Source organism: Enterobacter sp. JBIWA003 (assembly GCF_019968825.1).
Taxonomy (GTDB): domain Bacteria; phylum Pseudomonadota; class Gammaproteobacteria; order Enterobacterales; family Enterobacteriaceae; genus Enterobacter; species Enterobacter quasiroggenkampii.
Window position 1 is genome coordinate 3020321 of record NZ_CP074170.1, and the last position, 18860, is coordinate 3039180.

The 18860-nt window shown below is 53.1% G+C and carries 20 protein-coding genes; 7 read left to right on the top strand and 13 right to left on the bottom strand.

The window, feature by feature from the left end; all coding sequences use genetic code 11:
- Position 1 precedes the first annotated feature (1 nt).
- The 4 genes from motB to flhD all read right to left on the bottom strand — a co-directional run bounded on the left by motB (position 2) and on the right by flhD (position 2870).
- Positions 2-931, bottom strand: coding sequence for a flagellar motor protein MotB (gene motB, locus KGP25_RS14545; RefSeq protein WP_032658606.1), 930 nt, complete (start codon positions 929-931; stop codon positions 2-4).
- Positions 928-1815, bottom strand: a complete 888-nt coding sequence (gene motA, locus KGP25_RS14550; RefSeq protein WP_008500417.1) for a flagellar motor stator protein MotA — start codon at positions 1813-1815, stop codon at positions 928-930. Before motA ends, motB begins: the two co-directional genes overlap by 4 nt.
- A 123-nt stretch (positions 1816-1938) precedes the next feature.
- Positions 1939-2517, bottom strand: coding sequence for a flagellar transcriptional regulator FlhC (flhC, locus tag KGP25_RS14555; protein WP_008500416.1), 579 nt, complete (start codon positions 2515-2517; stop codon positions 1939-1941).
- 2 nt (positions 2518-2519) lie between these two features.
- Positions 2520-2870, bottom strand: coding sequence for a flagellar transcriptional regulator FlhD (gene flhD / locus KGP25_RS14560; protein WP_008500415.1), 351 nt, complete (start codon positions 2868-2870; stop codon positions 2520-2522).
- A 795-nt stretch (positions 2871-3665) separates the two neighbouring features.
- Between flhD and uspC the strand changes: the two genes are divergently transcribed.
- The gene (gene uspC / locus KGP25_RS14565; protein ID WP_045908186.1) at positions 3666-4094 is read left to right on the top strand and encodes a universal stress protein UspC; all 429 of its coding nucleotides are present in this window, start codon (positions 3666-3668) and stop codon (positions 4092-4094) included.
- Positions 4095-4109: 15 nt separating this feature from the next.
- Here the strand turns inward: uspC and otsA are convergent, their stop codons facing one another.
- The 5 genes from otsA to araF form a co-directional block, all read right to left on the bottom strand.
- Positions 4110-5534: an alpha,alpha-trehalose-phosphate synthase gene (gene otsA / locus KGP25_RS14570; protein ID WP_223539185.1), complete on the bottom strand. Its 1425-nt coding sequence runs from the start codon at positions 5532-5534 to the stop codon at positions 4110-4112.
- Positions 5509-6312 carry a trehalose-phosphatase gene (otsB, locus tag KGP25_RS14575; protein WP_126533662.1) on the bottom strand — a complete coding sequence of 268 codons (804 nt, stop codon included), beginning with the start codon at positions 6310-6312 and terminating at the stop codon, positions 5509-5511. The genes otsA and otsB overlap by 26 nt, the downstream gene beginning before the upstream one ends.
- A 176-nt stretch (positions 6313-6488) precedes the next feature.
- Complete coding sequence (araH, locus tag KGP25_RS14580) at positions 6489-7478, bottom strand: L-arabinose ABC transporter permease AraH (RefSeq protein WP_175430159.1); 990 nt, start codon at positions 7476-7478, stop codon at positions 6489-6491.
- 11 nt (positions 7479-7489) lie between these two features.
- Positions 7490-9004, bottom strand: coding sequence for an L-arabinose ABC transporter ATP-binding protein AraG (gene araG / locus KGP25_RS14585; RefSeq protein WP_045908182.1), 1515 nt, complete (start codon positions 9002-9004; stop codon positions 7490-7492).
- 71 nt (positions 9005-9075) lie between these two features.
- Positions 9076-10065 (bottom strand): arabinose ABC transporter substrate-binding protein AraF, encoded by a 990-nt coding sequence (gene araF, locus KGP25_RS14590; RefSeq protein WP_008500409.1) that lies wholly within the window; start codon positions 10063-10065, stop codon positions 9076-9078.
- Between the two features lie 788 nt (positions 10066-10853).
- On the opposite strand from araF, the gene KGP25_RS14595 reads away from it, so the two are divergent.
- Both KGP25_RS14595 and KGP25_RS14600 read left to right on the top strand, forming a co-directional pair.
- Complete coding sequence (locus KGP25_RS14595; RefSeq protein WP_045908180.1) at positions 10854-11357, top strand: non-heme ferritin-like protein; 504 nt, start codon at positions 10854-10856, stop codon at positions 11355-11357.
- A gap of 156 nt (positions 11358-11513) precedes the next feature.
- Entirely contained in the window at positions 11514-12857 is a 1344-nt protein-coding gene (locus KGP25_RS14600; RefSeq protein WP_223539186.1) for an anaerobic C4-dicarboxylate transporter, read from the top strand.
- A gap of 42 nt (positions 12858-12899) precedes the next feature.
- Here KGP25_RS14600 and KGP25_RS14605 read toward each other — a convergent pair whose 3' ends face one another.
- Both KGP25_RS14605 and azuC read right to left on the bottom strand, forming a co-directional pair.
- Positions 12900-13151 (bottom strand): DUF2766 family protein, encoded by a 252-nt coding sequence (locus tag KGP25_RS14605; protein ID WP_008500405.1) that lies wholly within the window; start codon positions 13149-13151, stop codon positions 12900-12902.
- Positions 13152-13260: 109 nt separating this feature from the next.
- The gene (gene azuC, locus KGP25_RS14610; protein WP_014884364.1) at positions 13261-13344 is read right to left on the bottom strand and encodes a stress response protein AzuC; all 84 of its coding nucleotides are present in this window, start codon (positions 13342-13344) and stop codon (positions 13261-13263) included.
- A gap of 234 nt (positions 13345-13578) precedes the next feature.
- Here azuC and yecR point away from each other — a divergent pair, with 234 nt between their 5' ends.
- Both yecR and ftnA read left to right on the top strand, forming a co-directional pair.
- Positions 13579-13917, top strand: a complete 339-nt coding sequence (gene yecR / locus KGP25_RS14615) for a YecR family lipoprotein (RefSeq protein ID WP_045908178.1) — start codon at positions 13579-13581, stop codon at positions 13915-13917.
- Between the two features lie 202 nt (positions 13918-14119).
- Entirely contained in the window at positions 14120-14617 is a 498-nt protein-coding gene (gene ftnA / locus KGP25_RS14620; protein WP_014884366.1) for a non-heme ferritin, read from the top strand.
- A gap of 36 nt (positions 14618-14653) precedes the next feature.
- On the opposite strand, the gene KGP25_RS14625 is transcribed toward ftnA, so the two are convergent.
- Positions 14654-14995 carry a hypothetical protein gene (locus KGP25_RS14625; protein WP_045908177.1) on the bottom strand — a complete coding sequence of 114 codons (342 nt, stop codon included), beginning with the start codon at positions 14993-14995 and terminating at the stop codon, positions 14654-14656.
- 228 nt (positions 14996-15223) lie between these two features.
- On the opposite strand from KGP25_RS14625, the gene tyrP reads away from it, so the two are divergent.
- Positions 15224-16435: a tyrosine transporter TyrP gene (gene tyrP, locus KGP25_RS14630; protein ID WP_223539187.1), complete on the top strand. Its 1212-nt coding sequence runs from the start codon at positions 15224-15226 to the stop codon at positions 16433-16435.
- Between the two features lie 180 nt (positions 16436-16615).
- Here the strand turns inward: tyrP and KGP25_RS14635 are convergent, their stop codons facing one another.
- Complete coding sequence (locus tag KGP25_RS14635; protein ID WP_069718972.1) at positions 16616-17284, bottom strand: YecA family protein; 669 nt, start codon at positions 17282-17284, stop codon at positions 16616-16618.
- 423 nt (positions 17285-17707) lie between these two features.
- Between KGP25_RS14635 and KGP25_RS14640 the strand changes: the two genes are divergently transcribed.
- Entirely contained in the window at positions 17708-18829 is a 1122-nt protein-coding gene (locus KGP25_RS14640; protein ID WP_023312277.1) for a branched-chain amino acid ABC transporter substrate-binding protein, read from the top strand.
- The last annotated feature ends 31 nt before the right edge of the window (positions 18830-18860 follow it).

An 18860-nucleotide genomic window follows, 5' to 3' on the forward strand; every position in this document is an offset into this window, starting at 1 on the left:
ATCACCTCGGATTGGCTGGTGGCGATGTTGGAACGGCAGCCGAAGGAACGGCCCCAGGCTGTTTTAAATCGTCCAGTGACTCATTCTGACTTTCGGCGTTTTCATGCAGGATGGCCTGCTCCGCCTGCTGGTTCAGCACTAAAAGACTGATACGACGGTTGATGGCATCATCCGGCCCGCGGTCGGAAACGCGCATGGTTGCGGCCATGCCGACTACGCGCAGTACCTTGCCATCATCAAGCCCACCTACCACCAGCTCGCGACGCGAGGCGTTGGCACGATCGGCAGAAAGTTCCCAGTTGCTGTATCCCTTCTCCCCACTGGCGTACGGGAAATCGTCCGTGTGTCCTGACAGGCTGATTCGGTTAGGAATGCCGTTCAGCACCGGTGCAATGGCGCGGAGAATATCGCGCATGTACGGTTCAACTTCCGCACTCCCGGTTTTAAACATCGGGCGGTTCTGGCTGTCGATAATCTGGATACGCAGCCCTTCCTGCACCAGATCAATCTTCAGATGCGGTCGCAGCGCGCGCAGCTTCGGATCCGCTTCAATCAGCTGGTCGAGATCGCCACGCAGTTTCTTCAGGCGCGCCTGTTCCATCTTTCTCTTCAGCTCGTCGATGTTCGGCTCTTTTTTCACCTCACCCTTCTGCTGGGTGTAATCATCGCCGCCGCCCGGGATCGGGCTTTCGCTGTTAGAGATACGCGGTCCGCCAGCCACCGCCGTTGCCAGCGGTGTGCGGAAATACTCGGCAATCTGGATCAGTTCTTTTGGGCTGGAGATGGAGATCAGCCACATCACCAGAAAGAACGCCATCATTGCGGTCATAAAATCGGCGTACGCGATTTTCCACGAGCCGTGCGCGCCATGCCCACCGCCCTTGTGCTTGCGTTTTTTTACGATGACGATCGGATGGGACTGGTTTTTCATGCGTCCTCAGTTGTCGTCTGTTGGTTTGGGTTTTTCACCGCACGCACGTGTTCTTCAAGCTCGATAAACGACGGACGCTCGCTGGAGTAAAGCGTTTTACGGCCAAACTCAACCGCGATCGGTGGCGCATAACCGTTGAGGTTAGAGAGCAGCGTGATCTTCACGCACTGCATCATTTTGGTGGTTTCCGCGCTCTTCTGGCGCAGCACGCTGGCCAGCGGAGAGATAAAGCCATACGCCAGCAAAATACCGAGGAAGGTTCCCACCATCGCATGGGCAATCAGCGCACCGAGCTCCGCTGCCGGACGGTCTGCTGAGGCCAGCGCGTGAACCACCCCCATCACCGCGGCAACGATACCGAAGGCCGGAAGCGAGTCGCCGACCAGCGCCAGGCTGTTGGCCGGTACTTCAGATTCGCTTTCATGGGTTTCAATTTCTTCATCCATCAGCGCTTCGATTTCGAAGGTATTCATGTTGCCGCTGATGATCAGTCGCAGATAGTCGACGATGAAATCCAGCATCATGGCATCAGCAAGAATGCGCGGATAGCTGGCAAAAATTTCGCTCTCTTTCGGGTTTTCAATATCCCGCTCAAGCGAGAACATGCCCTGCTGACGCGACTTCGCCATCAGGCGATAGAGCAGTGCCAGCAGATCCATATACATGCTTTTGGTGTATTTCGAGCGACGGAACAGCAATGGAATTGCCTTCAGCGTGCCCTTGATCGATTTCCCGTTGTTACCAACGATAAAAGCCCCTACCCCTGCGCCGCCGATGATAATAAGTTCAGCCGGTTGATAGAGTGCTCCAAGGTGCCCGCCGGTCATCATGTAACCGCCGAAAACTGTACCGAGAACTACCAGGTAACCTAATAAGATAAGCACGACATCATCCTTCCGCTAGTGACTATGGCAAGGACGTCCAGCTCGCAGCGTTGACCGTTTACGGGGTAAAAAAAAGCAGCGGTAATCGCTTACCGCTGCTGGAATCTTTCCCACACGTTCGGGTTAAACAGCTTGTTCGATCTGTTCATCCAGCAGTTGTGGAATAATATCGGCAGCATCCCGGGAAAGTTTACGTCTTTTTACTGCGCGGGATGGAGGCTGACATAAACTACAGGCGAAGCTGCCTGCAGGCTGATGAGCATGGGTAATAAAATTGCCGTTGCAGCAGTTGCAGCGCGACAACTCAAGCATTCCGCTCTCAACAAAACGCACCAGCGTCCATGCGCGGGTCAGCGCCAGCAGAGGACCTTCTTCCTGCTGTGGGCATTGTTCAAGGTAAAGTTTGTAGGCTTTGATCACGGCGTCAACGCCGCTACACAAACCGGTTTTGAGAAGATACTGCCAGGCATTACAGAACATGGAAGCGTGAATATTCTGCTCCCACGTCATAAACCAGTCGGTAGAAAACGGCAGCATGCCTTTCGGCGGGGGACTACCACGTAACTCTTTGTACAGTTTGATCAGACGGCCACGGCTCAACTGCGTCTCGCTTTCCAGCATTTGTAAACGAGCACCCAGTGTAATCAGCTCCATGGCTAACTGTATGTCACGCGCTTCCTGAACAATGCTTTTCTCGCTCATTGCTAGGCCCTTTTCTTACGGGCTACGTCATCAGGCTGGCTGATTTCGTTAAGCAAGCGAGTGGAAAGAAGAATACCGGTATGGATCTGTTGAAGATCGTCTACACGGGACTCCTGCGTCAGACGCGTTATTGTCTGTGAATCATCGAAACGGAACTGGCAAACCAGTTGATTCGTTTCAGCCAGTTTAACCATCTGCGGGAGGGTTAAGCCGCCCAGCATGGTTGCCATTTCTTCGTTAATACCCAGACGAAACATCGCGGACGCCTTGTCCTGACTAATCAAACGCTGCGCGAGCAGTAAATACGACAAATTGATGTCATAGATATGTTTTAGCAACTCGGATGTATGCATTGTTCCCATCCCGAATAACCAACTATTATTTTTATGCGGAAAGACCGCACCCCGTGATGTCGCCGGGAAATCACCCGGTATAAAAAAGAAAAGGCTAAATGCATAGTTGAATTTAGGTTTGTATTCATCGAAACGCGTAAGAGAGGAAACGCGAATGCGTCTCTTACATGTTTTATCATTTCTTACAAATAACTAAGATTTTTCCTAATTCGACGCAAACTCTACTCGTCAGTTTTGACACATACAATCCAGCCATCCTCAAATTTAAAAAAAATGTGATCCACGTCACACAATTTAAGTGAATATGACCCATAAATCCATCAGTATGACTTGTAATTTGTTCACTTATTGACCAATCGGCACTGTTTTGTATTCTTAATTGACGAATACTCATGCAGAAGGGGGATCAGAACTGGCATGCAATGTGCTTTTCCATCGGGGAGCGTGGCGCGGAAACATTTACATCAAACCCCCCTTCGGGAAACATTTTTCTTACCGTGAAAAAACATAGAGTTATGCAGGGAGCCTAAAAAAGATGTTTCAGTCCGTGATCATTCGAAATGATTTTGTAACGCGTAAAAACGATTCAACAGTCAAGGCATAAATTTGTGTGATTTACGTTAAGTTGTTAATTTTTTTCATTTAGGCCCATTTTTCAGTTATTCTTCTTATAAGAATAATTAATGAATAATTATGATAAGCTTCACACTAATGTCGTAATCAGCCCTTGCAGAACCCGGAAATTCGCGGTAAAGGTGATCAAACGCTGTCAGTCAGACACCCAAGGAGTGCGCCATGAGTTACTCCCATCTACTTGTTTCTGTTGCTGTTTCCCCAGAAAGCCATCAACTCGTCGCCCGGGCGGTGTCCATTGCCAGACCCCACAATGCCCGCATCAGCCTCATCACGCTTGCGGCCGAACCGGAGATGTATAATCAGCTGGCTGCCCCTATGCTGGAGGATATTCGTGAGGTACTTCAGGAGGAAACGCAGCAATTCCTGCGCGAGCTGGTAGAAAAGGCAGATTATCCCGTCTTTGAGACCGTTATTGCGACAGGAGAACTTAATGCCCATATTCTCGATATGTGTCGTAAACAGAATATTGATTTAGTGATATGCGGGAATCATAACCACAGCTTTTTATCGCGCGCAGCCTGCGCGGCGAAATCTATTGTCGCGTCAAGCCAGGTTGATGTGCTGTTAGTACCGCTTGGGGGGCGTTAACCCCCCAGGGAAATATCAGGCAAGTTTAGGGAAGGTTGCGATCTTTTTTTGTAAATCGCCTTCATGGCTTTGTGGGGCGATATCGCGGAGATCCTGAATAAAACGCGCCTGCCAGTGGTTAATATCGTTTTTCCGGATCGTCTCCATCATTTCAGCATGGCGGGAAATACGCTCCGAGAGCGGCATGGTCAGCGCGCGGTTCAGGGCGTTAGCCACGTCATCGCGATCGTAAGGGTTCACGATCAGCGCCGACGTGAGCTCATTTGCGGCCCCGGCAAACTGGGAGAGCACCAGCACACCCGGATCGGCGGGGTCCTGCGCCGCCACGTATTCTTTCGCAACCAGGTTCATCCCATCGCGCAGCGGCGTCACCAGGCCGACGTCCGCGTAGCGGAAGACCTTCATCAGGATCTTACGGTCAAAGTGCTGGTTCAGATAAAACAGCGGCGTCCAGCCCAGCTGCCCGTAGCGGCCATTAATCCGCCCTGCTTCTGTCTCCAGCTGATGGCGAATGTCCTGATAGGCCTGAACCTCACCGCGCGACGTCGGCGCAATCTGGGTATAACGGATTTTACCGTGATGCTCCGGATATTTATCCAGCAGCGTTTCATATGCAAGGAAGCGCTCCGGCAGGCCTTTGGAATAATCAAGACGCTCGACTGAGAAGATATTTTTCACGTGCTTGAGTTCATTCTTAAGCTGCGCCAGCTTTGGCGGCAGCGGGCCAGCGGCCTGCTCCGCGATTTCGTCAGGTTCAATCCCTATTGGATACACTTCGGTGTGGAACGTTTTTCCCCACGCCGTATGGGTTTTCCCGCCTTTGGTCACCAGACGCGCTTTCCCTGACACGGAGTCAAGGAATGCCAGTCGGTCATTTTCCGTCTGGAAGCCCAGCAAATCGTAGTCACACAGCGCCTCCAGCAGCTCTTCATGCGGCGGCAGCGCGGTAAAAATTTCCGGCGTCGGGAACGGGATGTGCAGGAAGAAGCCAATCCGGTTATTCACTCCCCTCTTTCGCAGCTCTCTGGCGAACGGCAGCAGGTGATAATCGTGGATCCATAAAATATCGTCTTCTTCTATTAAAGGCAGCAGTTTATCCGCCAGCAGCGCATTCACGCGCGCGTAGCCTTCGAAGGATTCACGCTGGAATTTGACCAGGTCAAGACGATAGTGAAACGCCGGCCACAGGACGGCATTCGAGAACTGCGAGTAATACTCGTCGTAGTCTTTCTCTTTCAGTGCAAACGAGGCCCACGTGATGTTCCCGCGCGTCACTTTTTTGAGCGGTTTCTCTTCTTCACTGATTTCTCCGCTCCAGCCAAACCACAGCCCGCCAGCGGCTTTCAAGGCACCTAACACCCCTACCGCCAGGCCACCCGCACTGGCTTTTTTATCATCAGGCGGTGCGATTCGGTTAGAGACGACGACTAAGCGACCCATAATGGTTTCCCCCTTTGTTTTGCGCTATTTGTTGTTGTTGCTGGTTAGCGATATCAGATACCCACTGCCAGACGCTGGCGACATCCGCCAGCCGCCATTCGGCGACAGTATCACCAGGCCCTACCTTAACGGCGATCCCTCCGGCCTGATTAACCACACGGAACCCGGCCTCGTCGGTCAGGTCATCCCCAAAGAAAACAGGCGTCCGGCCCTTAAAAGGTGCCTCCGCCATAAATGCGGCGATGGCTGCGCCTTTATTAATCCCCTTCGGCTTTACCTCCACCACGCATTTGCCCGGCTGCAGCGCCAGCTGTGGATGTTCATCCGCAACCGTCTGAGCAAGCGCAAGCACGGCAGCTTCATGCTGCGGCGCCTGGCGATAATGCAGGGCAAAGGCCATGCCTTTGGCTTCCAGCTCGGTGCCAGGCAGGTCTGCCAGCGCAGCAGAGAGCTGCTTCTGGAGCGTTTGCGTGAGTGCGTCGGGGAGTGAAACGATATGCGTTTGATCATGGATGTCGCGGCGCTCCGCTCCGTGTACACCGGCCAGCGGAAAGTGGTATGGACTGGCGAGCAGATCCAGCTCGGCCATTGAGCGCCCTGATATCAATGCCAGTGCTCCCTCATTCATGAGCGAGAGCTGATGCAAATCCTGTAACACCGCCTCCGGAATAGACACCTGATCGGGGTGCGGTTTTATCCCGGCGAGCGTGCCGTCGAGATCAAAAAAGAAAGCATAGTGTCCGGGCAGTACAGGCGGTGCGGTTAACAAGTCAGCCACCCTTTTCCTCCTTACGGTTGACGAGAGGCAAACGCCTTTACCTCTTTCATAGCCATGTAAGTATAGACAGTGTGACGTCGCTCGCCATTTGACAACCGCCCCGCCAGTAAAACTGGCGGGGCGGTGAAGGGGTCAACTATGGTTATAAGTTGAGCAATAAAAGAGGTGCAAAACGGTTACACGGTACGCTTCGCTTTTTGCTTGTAACGGTCGAAAATCACCGCTGCCAGCAGGATCAGACCACGCACCACGTACTGCGAGAACGGCGAAATATTCAACAGGTTCATGGCGTTCTCTACCGTCCCTAAAATCAGGATACCGGCCACCACATATGAGATTTTTCCGATGCCGCCCTTAAGGGAAACGCCCCCTAACACGCAGGCTGAAATAACGATCAGCTCATAACCGATAGAGGTCATTGGCTGGCCGCTGGTCATACGCGACGCCAGAATAATCCCCGCCGCGGCAGAAACCAGTCCTGAAAGCACAAAGATAATAATCTTGGTGCGCACCACCGGTACCCCGGCCAGACGGGCGGCCTCTTCATTACCGCCAATCGCCAGCGTATTACGGCCAAAGGTGGTCCGGTTAAGCAGGAAGCCGAACAGGATCAGGCAGGCCACCGTCAGCCAGATAGGCGCAGGCAGACCCAGCCAGTTGGCGTACCCCAGCGTGAAGAAGCGTTCGTCTTCAATCCCTACCGCTTTACCGTCGGAGATGATATAGGCCAGCCCGCGGACAATTTGCATTGTCGCAAGCGTCGTGATCAGGGCGTTAATCTTCAGGCGCGCAATGACAAAACCGTTCACCAGACCGCTGATGACGCCGAGTAACAGACCAGCAAGGACGCCAATCCACAGGCTCTCCGTCATGTTGATCACCACGGCCGTCGTGACGCCTGCGCAGGCAATCACCGACGCCACCGACAGGTCAAAATCGCCGGAGGCCAGGCAGAACAGCATCCCGCAGGCCACCATCCCGGACATGGAGATGGCGAGACCCAGCCCCTTCATATTAATGAAGGTGGCAAAATTGGGAACAAAGATCGCGCAGGCGACGAACAGTGCGGCAAAGACCACCAGCATGCCGTACTGATCCCAGATACGCCCAACGCTCAACGCCGACTTCGACTTCGGCACTCCGGATGTAGTAACAGAGGACATCATTAACTCCTTACTCAGGCGACGGCCTGGCTAACTTTAGGCATGGCGAGGTTCAACGCCTGTTGTTCATTCGCCTGTTCATGAAGTAATTCGCCGGCAATTTCGCCTTCACGCATCACCACAATGCGGTCGGCCACGCCAAGCACCTCAGGCAAATCGCTGGAGGCGAAAAGCACCGCCACGCCGCGTTTTGCCAGCTCATAGATCACGTTATAAATCTCGTGTTTTGCCCCCACGTCGATACCGCGCGTCGGCTCATCCAGTAAGATGACCTTCATATCCTCTGACAGCCAGCGGCCCAGAATAGCCTTTTGCTGGTTTCCGCCTGACAGATTCATGATCAGCTGTTCCGGACCCGGCGTTTTGATATTCAGTGAACGAATATGGTGGTCGGCGTTACTCGATTCCCAGCTATCGTTTATCAGGCAACCGGCGCGAATAAACTTACGCCGGGCGGAAATATTGATGTTGTCGCGCACCGAGTGCACCGGAATAATGCCCTCCGCTTTCCGGTCTTCCGGACAGAGCATCATCCCCGCCCTGATCGCGTGGGCTGGTTTCTGAATATCTATCCGCTCGCCGTCAATGGAGACCTGCCCATCGGTAATACGGGTACCGCCGAACAGACCTTTCATCAACTCGCTACGCCCCGCGCCCACCAGACCAAACAGGCCGACGATTTCACCGCTGCGTACGGATAACGAAATCGGCGTTCTGACGCCCGGCGCTTTTACGCTATCCAGGCGCAGGCGTTCCGGGCCGTACTGGCGCGGCTGCCAGTGATAGATATCACCCAGATCGCGTCCGACCATCGCCTGGACCAGCTGGTCATGGTTCACCTGCGCCATGTCGGTAAAGGTGCGCACATAGCGTCCATCTTTAAACACGGTGATGGCATCGCTCAGGGCAAATATCTCTTCCATGCGGTGCGAAACGTACAGAATCGTCCGGCCTTCCTGACGCAATTCGCGGATCACGCGGAACAGATTTTCGATTTCCCGCTTTGAGAGCGAACTGGTGGGTTCATCGAAGGCAATAATTCTGGCGTTACGCGCCAGCGCCTTGGCAATTTCAACCATCTGCCACTGGCCGATGGAGAGATATTTCAGCGGCGTCTGGGGATCGACGTCCAGACCCAGGTGTTTAAGCTGCAGCCCCGCTTCATAATTAAGTAGCGAACGATTCACCACGCCGCCTTTGTGCGGGAGCTGTCCTAAATAGATATTTTCCGCCACGGTCATCTCAGGGATAAGGTGCAGCTCCTGATAGATAATGGCTACCCCGGCATTGAGCGCCGCCGTGGTATCGGCAAAAGCGACCTCTTCGCCGCGGATCGCCAGCGTGCCGGTCGTGGGCGAGTAGTTGCCGCTGAGGATTTTCAGCAGCGTCGATTTTCCCGCACCGTTTTCCCCCATCAGGGCATGAACCTGGCCGGCATAGCAGTCGAAGCTGATATCGGTCAGCGCGTTAACACCGGGGAAGGTTTTCCCGATGCCACGAAAAGAGAGATACGGATCAGACTGTCGCATAACGTCTCCGTGATTCCTGTAGTGTGTACGTCAGGCCCCTCACGAAGGATGAGGGGCACAATCACCGCGTATTACTTCCCGCCCAGTCCTTTTTTCGCCAGCTCCTCTTTGAAGTTGTCGCGGGTGATCAGCACCACGTCGGTCACTTCGGTAAATTTCGGCGGTTCAGCCCCTTTGGTGACCCAGTTGTAGAGCATCTCGCTGGATTTGTAGCCGTGAACGTCCGGGCTTGGCAGCAGTGAGCCGTAGAAGCCGGTGGCCTGCGCTTTGGACAGCTCGCTGACGGCGTCAACGCCGTTGATGCCAATCCCGATCACGTCAGGCGCTTTGAAGCCCTGACCTTCCGTCGCGCGCACCCCGCCCAGCACGGTGTTGTCGTTCATGCCGACCACCAGCCAGTGTTTGACTTCTGGATGCTGCACCAGCATGGAGTTCGCGGCGTCGAATGCGCCCGGGATATCGTTGGATTTGGTTGGGACTTTATAGATCTGTTTTTCCGGGAAGCCGGCTGCTTTCAGCGCGTCCATTGACCCGGTCGTACGACGACGTGCCGTGTCCAGCTCATCCGCAGTAATGGCCATCACCGCGGTCTCTTTGACATCCCAGCCGCGTTTTTGCATCTCTTTATAGAGTTCCTGGCCCTGACGCTCACCGATTTTGGTCGCCGCCATCATCACCAGCGGGACGCTGTCCATCGGTTTGCCTTTGGCGTTAACGAACTGATCGTCAACGGCGATGACCTTCATGTCATAGCCCCGGGCCTTGGCCGCGATGGCCGAGCCCAGCTTGGGATCCGGCGTGCAGATCACAAAACCTTTCGCGCCGCTGGCTGCCAGGCTGTCGATGGCGTTCAGGGTTTTCTCACCGTCAGGCACGGCGATTTTAATCACTTCAAAACCTAAGTCTTTCCCGGCCTTATCGGCGAATTTCCACTCCGTCTGGAACCAGGGCTCTTCAGGCTGTTTTACCAAAAAACCGAGTTTTAAATTCTCAGCAATAGCGGATTGTGACATAACGGCAGCCAGACCGATGGCCGCCAGCGCTTTAGTAAATTTGTGCATGGTAAACTCCAGCTTTAGCTTTCTTTTCTGTAGGGAATATTTGCGTGCTTCTTATTTAATCGGACTTAAAACAAGGCATTAGCGCTTACCTCGTCATAAGCGTTATTGCTGGTGATAGTTTTAGCGGGAAATTAATCATCCATAAGAGAGCCCCATCACACCGCAGAATTACAGTAATTGCGTACATAAATTCAGCGAAAAATGACATAAAAAAGGCAGTATTTGTCAGACAAATGAAACGAGGGTAAGCAGGATTATCCATAAGATTAGCTAAGATATCCCTGATGCCTTTTAACAGGCGTGAGGACCCCAGACGTCAGAACGCTGCAGCATGTTTTTCATCAAAAACGCAGCACGTCCGGAGCGTTATTTATTTCGTAGAATTTGATTTGGCGCAATTTTATTAATGCATCATATATTCGAAATCATTAATCTGTAATTCATTCTTTTACGGAGCATTATTCCGGCTTAATATCCCCAAAAGAGTAACAGTATATCTTCTCGGTAAAAATCGTTAATTATCAATGGATTAATGAGAGGAAAATTGATGGGGAGCTAATTGTATTTCTGTACTATATTAAAGTTTGTAATGTATGGTAAACACAGCCTATTTAAGAGTTTTCTTAGACCGCAGACAAGGGTATGCTTATTTATATCGAACACAGGAAGTGAATTTCGGTCGACTTCGTTTACTGCAGAAAACGTATTTCTGCTCTTTTTCTTCGTATTTGCCTGACGCTCAGGTTAAGCAACGGACATCACGTCCCACCGTCAATAAGGATATGAGTATGGCTACCCAAACGATGATGCAAAAACTTAACGCGCAGATGAACCTTGAGTTCTATGCCTCCAATCTGCACCTGCACTTAAGTGCGTGGTGCGCTGAGAATAGTCTCACGGGGTCTGCCACCTTCTTTCGCTCTCAGGCGCAAAGTAACGTCACCCATATGATGCGGGTCTTTAACTTCCTGAAGGCCTCAGGGGCGAATCCTGTCGTTAAAGCCCTTGATGGGATCAACGAGAGCTATTCTTGCCTGGAAGAACTGTTTCAGAAGACGCTTGAAGAGTATGAACAACGCTGCAGCACCCTCAACAAACTGGCTGATGAAGCCAAAGCGCAGCAGGATATTACGACGCTCAGATTCTTACGCGATATGGACAAAGAGCAGCAGCAGGATGGCCTGCTGCTGAAGACGCTGGCGGATGAGATCCATAATGCGCAGCAGGCAGGTTTATGTCCTGAGCAAACCGACCGTCACCTGCTCGACATTGTAGCGGTGCAGCACCATTGAGTTTTTGGCCTGCTTCCGTCCCGGGGAGCAGGTCCCCTTCCCCTCTCCAACCTTCTGCTTTTGCTGAAATTTAACAAATCAGATCTGGCTCCCAATGATTAACCACACAACGTGTGATGATTTATTTAATTACATAATCATTGACGAGGGAGCATCATGATCACCATTGAGTTTGTTGTCATTCTCCTCTGCCTGCTGACGGGTACGCGTTTCGGCGGGATGGGGCTTGGGTTAATCAGCGGTATTGGTCTTTTTATTTTATGTTTCGTCTTTGGTCTGCAGCCGGGTAAACCCCCGGTTGACGTCATGCTGACCATTCTCGCGGTGATTGGTTGTGCCGCTACCCTGCAAACGGCGGGGGGCCTCAACGTCATGATGCAGTTTGCGGAACGCCTGCTGCGCAAACACCCGCAGCACATCACCCTGCTCGCTCCGTTTACCACCTGGATGCTGACCTTTCTGTGCGGCACCGGCCATGTGGTCTACACCATGTTCCCCATCATTGCGGATATTGCGTTGAAAAAAGGGATCCGCCCGGAGCGCCCCATGGCCGTGGCATCGGTGGCATCGCAGATGGCGATCACGGCCTCCCCCGTTTCGGTTGCCGTCGTGTCGCTGGTCTCCATCCTGGCGGCCCAGCATGGGATCGGCCACGCGTGGGGAATTCTGGAAATTCTCGCCGTGTCGGTTCCCGCGTCACTTTTCGGGGTGGCCATTGCGGCCCTGTGGAGTTTACGCCGTGGGAAAGATTTGGCCGACGACACGGAGTTCCAGGAAAAGCTGAACGATCCTAAACAACGTGAATTTATCTATGGCGGAACGGAGACGTTAATGAATCAGCGTTTCCCAAAACAGGCATACTGGTCCACGTGGATTTTCTTTGCCGGTATTGCCGTGGTCGTTCTGCTGGGGGCCATCCCTGAGCTGCGCCCTGCCTTTGAACTGAAAGGCAAAATGACGGCCCTGTCGATGAACCTTGTCATCCAGATGATGATGTTAATTGCGGGTGCCGTGATGCTGATGGTCTGTAAGGTCAATGCCTCCGCGATTTCTAACGGCGCGGTGTTCAAGGCCGGTATGGTCGCGATCTTCTCGGTCTTTGGCGTGGCGTGGATGAGCGATACTTTTTTCCAGGCGCATCTGGACGAGTTAAAGCTGGCCCTGGAAGGCGTGGTGAAAAGCCACCCGTGGACATATGCGATTGTGCTGTTTCTGGTGTCAAAACTGGTGAACAGCCAGGCGGCGGCGCTGACGGCGGTTGCGCCGATGGGGCTGATGCTGGGCATCGATCCGAAAATGCTGATCGCCTTTTTCCCGGCATCATACGGTTATTTTGTCCTGCCGACCTATCCCAGCGATTTGGCCTGCATCGGCTTTGACCGGTCAGGCACGACCCGCATCGGGAAATTTATCATCAACCACAGCTTCATTTTGCCAGGGCTGATTGGGGTGAGCTGCGCCTGTGCGGCGAGCTACCTGCTGGTTCAGACGTTCTTCTGACAACATCAAAGGGCGACACATGCCGTCGCCCATTTCCGTGCTTTAGTGAGATTCACCCTGCGGCGTGAATCGCAGCTCGATCAGCGCGATGGCTTTCTGGATCGCACGCAGCGTTACCGGGTCAGCGGCAGCAGGATGGCTGGCGAAGTCGATGTTTTTCAGCTGCGTAGACATCTTCTCGCGCACTTCAACCGGCGCAATCACGTCCAGAACATCAAGAATTTGTTTGATAACCAGCTGGCAGGCGACAACGTCAGAGACCAGTTCCTGATCGGCGCTCAGGTTTTGTGACATGGGGGCTTTCTCCTTATTTAAAGGCCGCCATAGTACCAAAACACGCCCCCTGACATCTTCCCTTCATCGGCTGCAGGTACAAAAAAACCCGCCGAAGCAGGTTTTTTTATCAGAACATGGCGCCCGGCGGCACGTCTTTGAAGGTGCGGCAGTAATTGGCCCACATACTTTTCAGGATTTTGCGCAGTTTCACGATGATGCTCCATTAACTTGTTATACAACTTTATCGTCAACCTGCTTATAATATGACCGCCATCACAAAAATCAATACTTTTATGACAAACATCACAATTTAATCAGCCAGTGGCCTGATGGCGTTCACCTCTGACCCGTTGCGAAGAGTGAGGGCAGATTGTCCGGCTATTCCAGCCATTGCGGCGGGCATCTGCGGGTACGATAACGTATTTCCATCCACTCAGAGCGAACCATGAAAAGAGTCATTGTAGCCGGCACACTCCTGCTGCTCGCGGGGTGCAGTATTAACCGCCAGGCTGAAGTCAGCAGCCTCGACGCGCCAAACGGCATCGTCCGCCTCGATTACGGCCAGGCAGCGCTGCAAAATGCGTATTCCGATGAGTATGTGAACAACGGCACGGCGGTAAAAGCCTGTCAAAATATGGGGTATGCCACTGCCTCGGCCTATGGTCAGCCCATCAAAACCTGCACCCTCATTAGCGGTTCGTTGTGTCTGAACGAGAGCGTGACTATCCAGTATAAATGCCTGGGTTACGCCGTTAACCCTAAGTCAAATAATCCGTGGTATTAATCCAGACTGCCAGCCTGTGCTGGCAGTTTATTTCATTACGAACAAAAACAATTCTCATTAATAAATAATAAATCGCCAATGCGTTTTATTCCCATTCGTATTTTTAATAAATAAAATAAAGTTTTTACGTTTTGCAAATAATTAAATAACAAATTATAGTGTCGCTCATTGTGAACCAGAAATAATAACCCGGAGCGTCACCATGCTGAAAACTGAAATGATCGACAAGCTCAACGCGCAAATGAACCTTGAGCTGTTTTCGTCCCTGCTCTACCAGCAGATGAGCGCCTGGTGCAGCTACCACAGTTTCGAAGGCGCGGCCGCGTTTCTGCGTCGTCACGCGCAGGAAGAGATGACCCATATGCAGCGTCTGTTTGATTATCTGACGGATACCGGCAGCCTGCCGCGCATTGAAACCGTGGCTTCCCCTTTTGCTGAATATAATTCTCTCGATGAACTGTTCCGCGCCACCTACGAGCACGAGCAGCTGATCACGCAGAAAATTAACGAACTGGTTCATGCCGCGATGACCAGCCAGGATTATCCAACCTTTAATTTCCTGCAGTGGTATGTAGCCGAACAGCATGAAGAAGAGAAGCTGTTTAAATCCGTGCTGGATAAATTATCGCTGGTGGGTAAATCCGGTGAAGGTCTTTACTTTATTGATAAAGAACTTTCCACGCTTGATACGCAGAATTAATTTTAGCGCGGTGCCGGTTTCCGGTACCGCGTTAATTTACATACAACCGGCACAGCTGGTGCAGCGCCAGTCGTGGGGATTCACGGCCTGGTAAAAATAGCGGTAGCTGGACGTCTCCAGCGGAATCCCCTTCTCGTAGAACAAATCCGTCAACCAGTCGACATTCTCGATAATCCACTCATCTTCCTGTAAGCCTTGTGCAAAGGTCTCATCTTCAGGATCAATAACCGAATAGATCCCCCAGGTGCCCATATCCTTTTCGCGACGGGACTCGGGAAGATTCAGGGGCTGGTTCTGCCAGCTGATTATCCAGTGGCCATGGCACAACAGGTTGCCTCCCCGGCTCCATGCCGCGGTAAAAGGATTCTCCCCCGCCATAACACCCTCACTTTATTTGATAATTTATATTTATTGTTTACGTTACGCCGGAATGTCGTGCAGCAGTATTGCCCTTATGAGGTAGGCATAGGCCAAAAAGGATCGGAGGGTCATCAATACGTAAACCATTTTTTACACCACTTGTAACGGTGATTTGACGAGTTACGGCTTTTCCCTTACTCTGCGCCGCAGATTTTGTCGCGGTTAAGAAGCGTTGTAGAGGAAAGCGTGAAAAATAGAACTCTGGGAAGTATTTTTATCGTCGCCGGAACGACAATTGGCGCAGGAATGCTGGCAATGCCTCTGGCAGCCGCGGGCGTGGGGTTTGGCATGACCCTGCTGCTGCTGGGAACGCTCTGGGCGCTGATGTGTTACACCGCCCTGCTGCTGCTTGAGGTTTACCAGCACGTACCCGCCGATACCGGTCTGGGTTCGCTTGCGGCGCGCTATCTGGGACGCTATGGCCAATGGATAACCGGCTTTAGTATGATGTTCCTGATGTACGCCCTGACCGCCGCCTATATCAGCGGCGCCGGGGAATTGATCGCCTCCAGCGTCAACGACTGGTTTGGCTCTGACATTACCCCTGCGACGGGCGCCATCTTCTTTGCGCTCATCGGCGGCGGCGTGGTCTGCGTCGGGACGTCGCTGGTCGATCTGTTTAACCGTTTTCTATTCAGCGCCAAAATTCTTTTCCTGATTGTCATGCTGGTCCTGCTGGCGCCGCACGTGCATAAGGTCAACCTGCTGACGTTGCCGCTGGAAAAAGGTCTGGCGCTTTCAGCGATCCCGGTCATTTTCACCTCGTTTGGCTTCCACGGCAGCGTGCCGAGTATCGTCAGCTATATGAACGGCGATATTCGCAAGCTGCGCCGCGTCTTTGTGATCGGCAGCGCGATCCCGCTGATCGCCTATATTTTCTGGCAGCTGGTGACCCTGGGCAGCATCGACTCTTCAACCTTTATTGGGCTGATGGCGCAACACGCTGGACTGAACGGTTTTCTGTTGGTACTGCGTGAGGTTGTCACCTCGCCGCATGTGGAGCTGGCGGTACACCTGTTTGCCGACCTGGCGCTGGCAACCTCGTTCCTGGGCGTGGCGCTTGGCCTGTTTGATTATCTGGCCGACCTGTTCCAGCGTCGCAATACTGCGGCAGGACGGTTACAGACGGGGGCGATCACCTTCCTGCCGCCGCTGGCGTTCGCGCTGTTTTATCCACGCGGGTTTGTGATGGCGCTGGGCTACGCGGGAGTGGCGCTCTCGATCCTTGCTCTGCTCCTCCCCTCCCTGCTGGCCTGGAAGAGCCGCCAGCAGCATCCGCAGCAGGGTTACCGCGTGGCGGGGGGAAAACCGCTGCTGTGCGTTGTGTTTGGCTGCGGGGTAGTGATTATTCTGGTGCAGGTGTTGATTGCAGCCGGGATGCTGCCGGAAGTGGGTTAAATAAAAAAGGGGCTGTCATCAGCCCCTTGAGATTGATGACAAACCCCATCATTTATATTGATACCGTCTTTCTTGCCGGGTGGCGCTGCGCTTACCCGGCCTACCTGCTCATTTCAATCCAGGCCTGTGCAAGCGTAGCGCCGCCGGGCGAAACTCACAACATGCCCGTTGTCAGCTTTATCAGTGCAAACAGCAGCTCTTAAACTTCTTCCCGCTGCCGCAAGGACACGGATCGTTACGCCCGACCTTCGTGCCGTTCACAATCGGCTTCTTCACTTCCGGCTGTTGCGGGTTGTTTACCCAGTATTGATATAAACGCAGTGCCGCAGGCTGGATGCTCTCGATACTGGCGATATACTCCTCTTCGGACAGTTCATCCAGCTTGTCGCTGTTCTCTTCTGTACCGTGCAGCGCAATTGTATCAAGATCGGCCTTCAGGGCTTCCGGCAAGGCTGACCAGTCCGTCAGCGCCACGCCGCGCATATAGCCGTAGCACCACTCTTCCACCACGGTATAACTCTCACCGTCCACGTCGTTATAGCCAAACATCGGTTCGAACTGATCCGGGTATTCGCTCAGGCGCTCAGCAATATCGTTCATGTGCTTAAAGCAGAGATCGATAAAACGGTTCATCTCACGATCGTTTTTCCAGCGCGGGATATATTTCTCGCCGCCCCATACCGCCACCAGCCAGGCATCTGGCTCAACGACAACAGGACCGGAAAGTACTGCGGTAAGCATGCCGTCCAGTTCGGACACGTCAATCACGGACGCGTCATCATGACCGTAAGACATTAACGTCTCTTCAAGCCACGCCATCTCGCTTTCATTCAATGGGCCTTCAGTCATCGCTGACACTCCTGCAAAAAGGAAACGATCCTAACACATATCTCACGCCTCTCCGGGCTGAAGTTTAGGTCTTTATTGCTGCAAAAACGTGCAAACCGTGACCTTTGCACAACTTATGGGCTTTATTGTTAACGATATGTGATCTCCGCTGTAATTTCTTCTCCTCCCGCAAGGCGGCATAACGCGGCGCTCTATACTCAAACATGTCACAAGCCCGTCAATGGGTTAACCATTCTGGCAACGTTTTTGCTTAATGTTCTTCGCGCGACGCTGCGCAGGGATACCTCGCCGTATATGCAGGATGCCGTCTGTATCTTGTTCGTTTAGTGCATTTTGTTCTTGCTCGTGTTTCGGATTGGCTGCGCCGTCGGGCGTTCGGGTTTACGCCGTGGTGCAAAAACCTCTTTGCTAAGGAACATAATAATGTCGCTGAAATTTATCAGAACTCCTCTTTCTCTTGTGCTGGCCGGTTGTCTGGTGACGGCGTTTTCCGCCCGGGCAGATATTGTGATTGGCGTGGCCGGGCCGTTTACGGGTCCCAATGCGACCTATGGTGATCAATACTGGCACGGCGCAACGCAGGCTGCTGAAGACATTAATGCCGCCGGCGGCATTAATGGTGAGAAGATCAAACTGGTTCAGGGAGATGACGCCTGCGAGCCGAAGCAGGCCGTCGCCGTTGCCAACCGTTTAGTTGACCAGGATAAAGTCAACGCCGTGGTCGGCCATTTCTGCTCCTCTTCCACCATGCCCGCCTCCGAGGTGTATAGCGATGCGGGGATCATCGCCATTACCCCCGGTTCAACCAACCCGCTGATTACCGAACGCGGCATGAGCGATATGTTCCGCATGTGCGGCCGCGACGACCAGCAGGGTCAGGTTGCCAGCGACTTCATCATCGACAAACTGAAAGCTAAACGCGTGGTGATCATTCACGACAAAGACACCTATGGTCAGGGTCTGGCTGACGCCACCAAAGCGGCGCTGGCGAAACGCGGGGTTCAGGATGTGATGTACGAGGGGTTATCCCGCGGTGAAAAAGACTTTAACGCGCTGGTCACCAAAATCGGCGCGCAAAAACCGGACGTCGTGTTCTTCGGTGGCTGTCACCCGGAAGCCGGTCCGCTGGTTCGCCAGATGCGTGAACAGGGTGTACAGGCAAAATTCTTCTCCGGGGACTGCATCGTCAACGAGGAGATGGTGACCGCCGCGGGCGGCCCGCAATATACCAACGGCATTTACATGACCTTCGGTAAAGACCCGCGCCTGATCCCGGACGGCAAAGCGGTTATCGAGAAATTCCGCGCCGGTAAATTCGAGCCGGAAGGTTACACGCTTTACTCCTATGCCTCCGTACAGGCGATTGCCGCGGCCTTCAAGGCCACCGGCGGCAAGGATTCTGCCAAAGCCAGCGAGTGGCTGAAGGCCAATTCCGTCGACACGGTGATGGGCAAAAAAGCCTGGGACAGCAAAGGCGATCTGAAGGTCTCTGACTACGTGGTTTACCAGTGGGACGACAAAGGAAAGTATAAGGAAGTGCAGTAACGGGACGGAGTCACGCTCAACGCCGACGGGC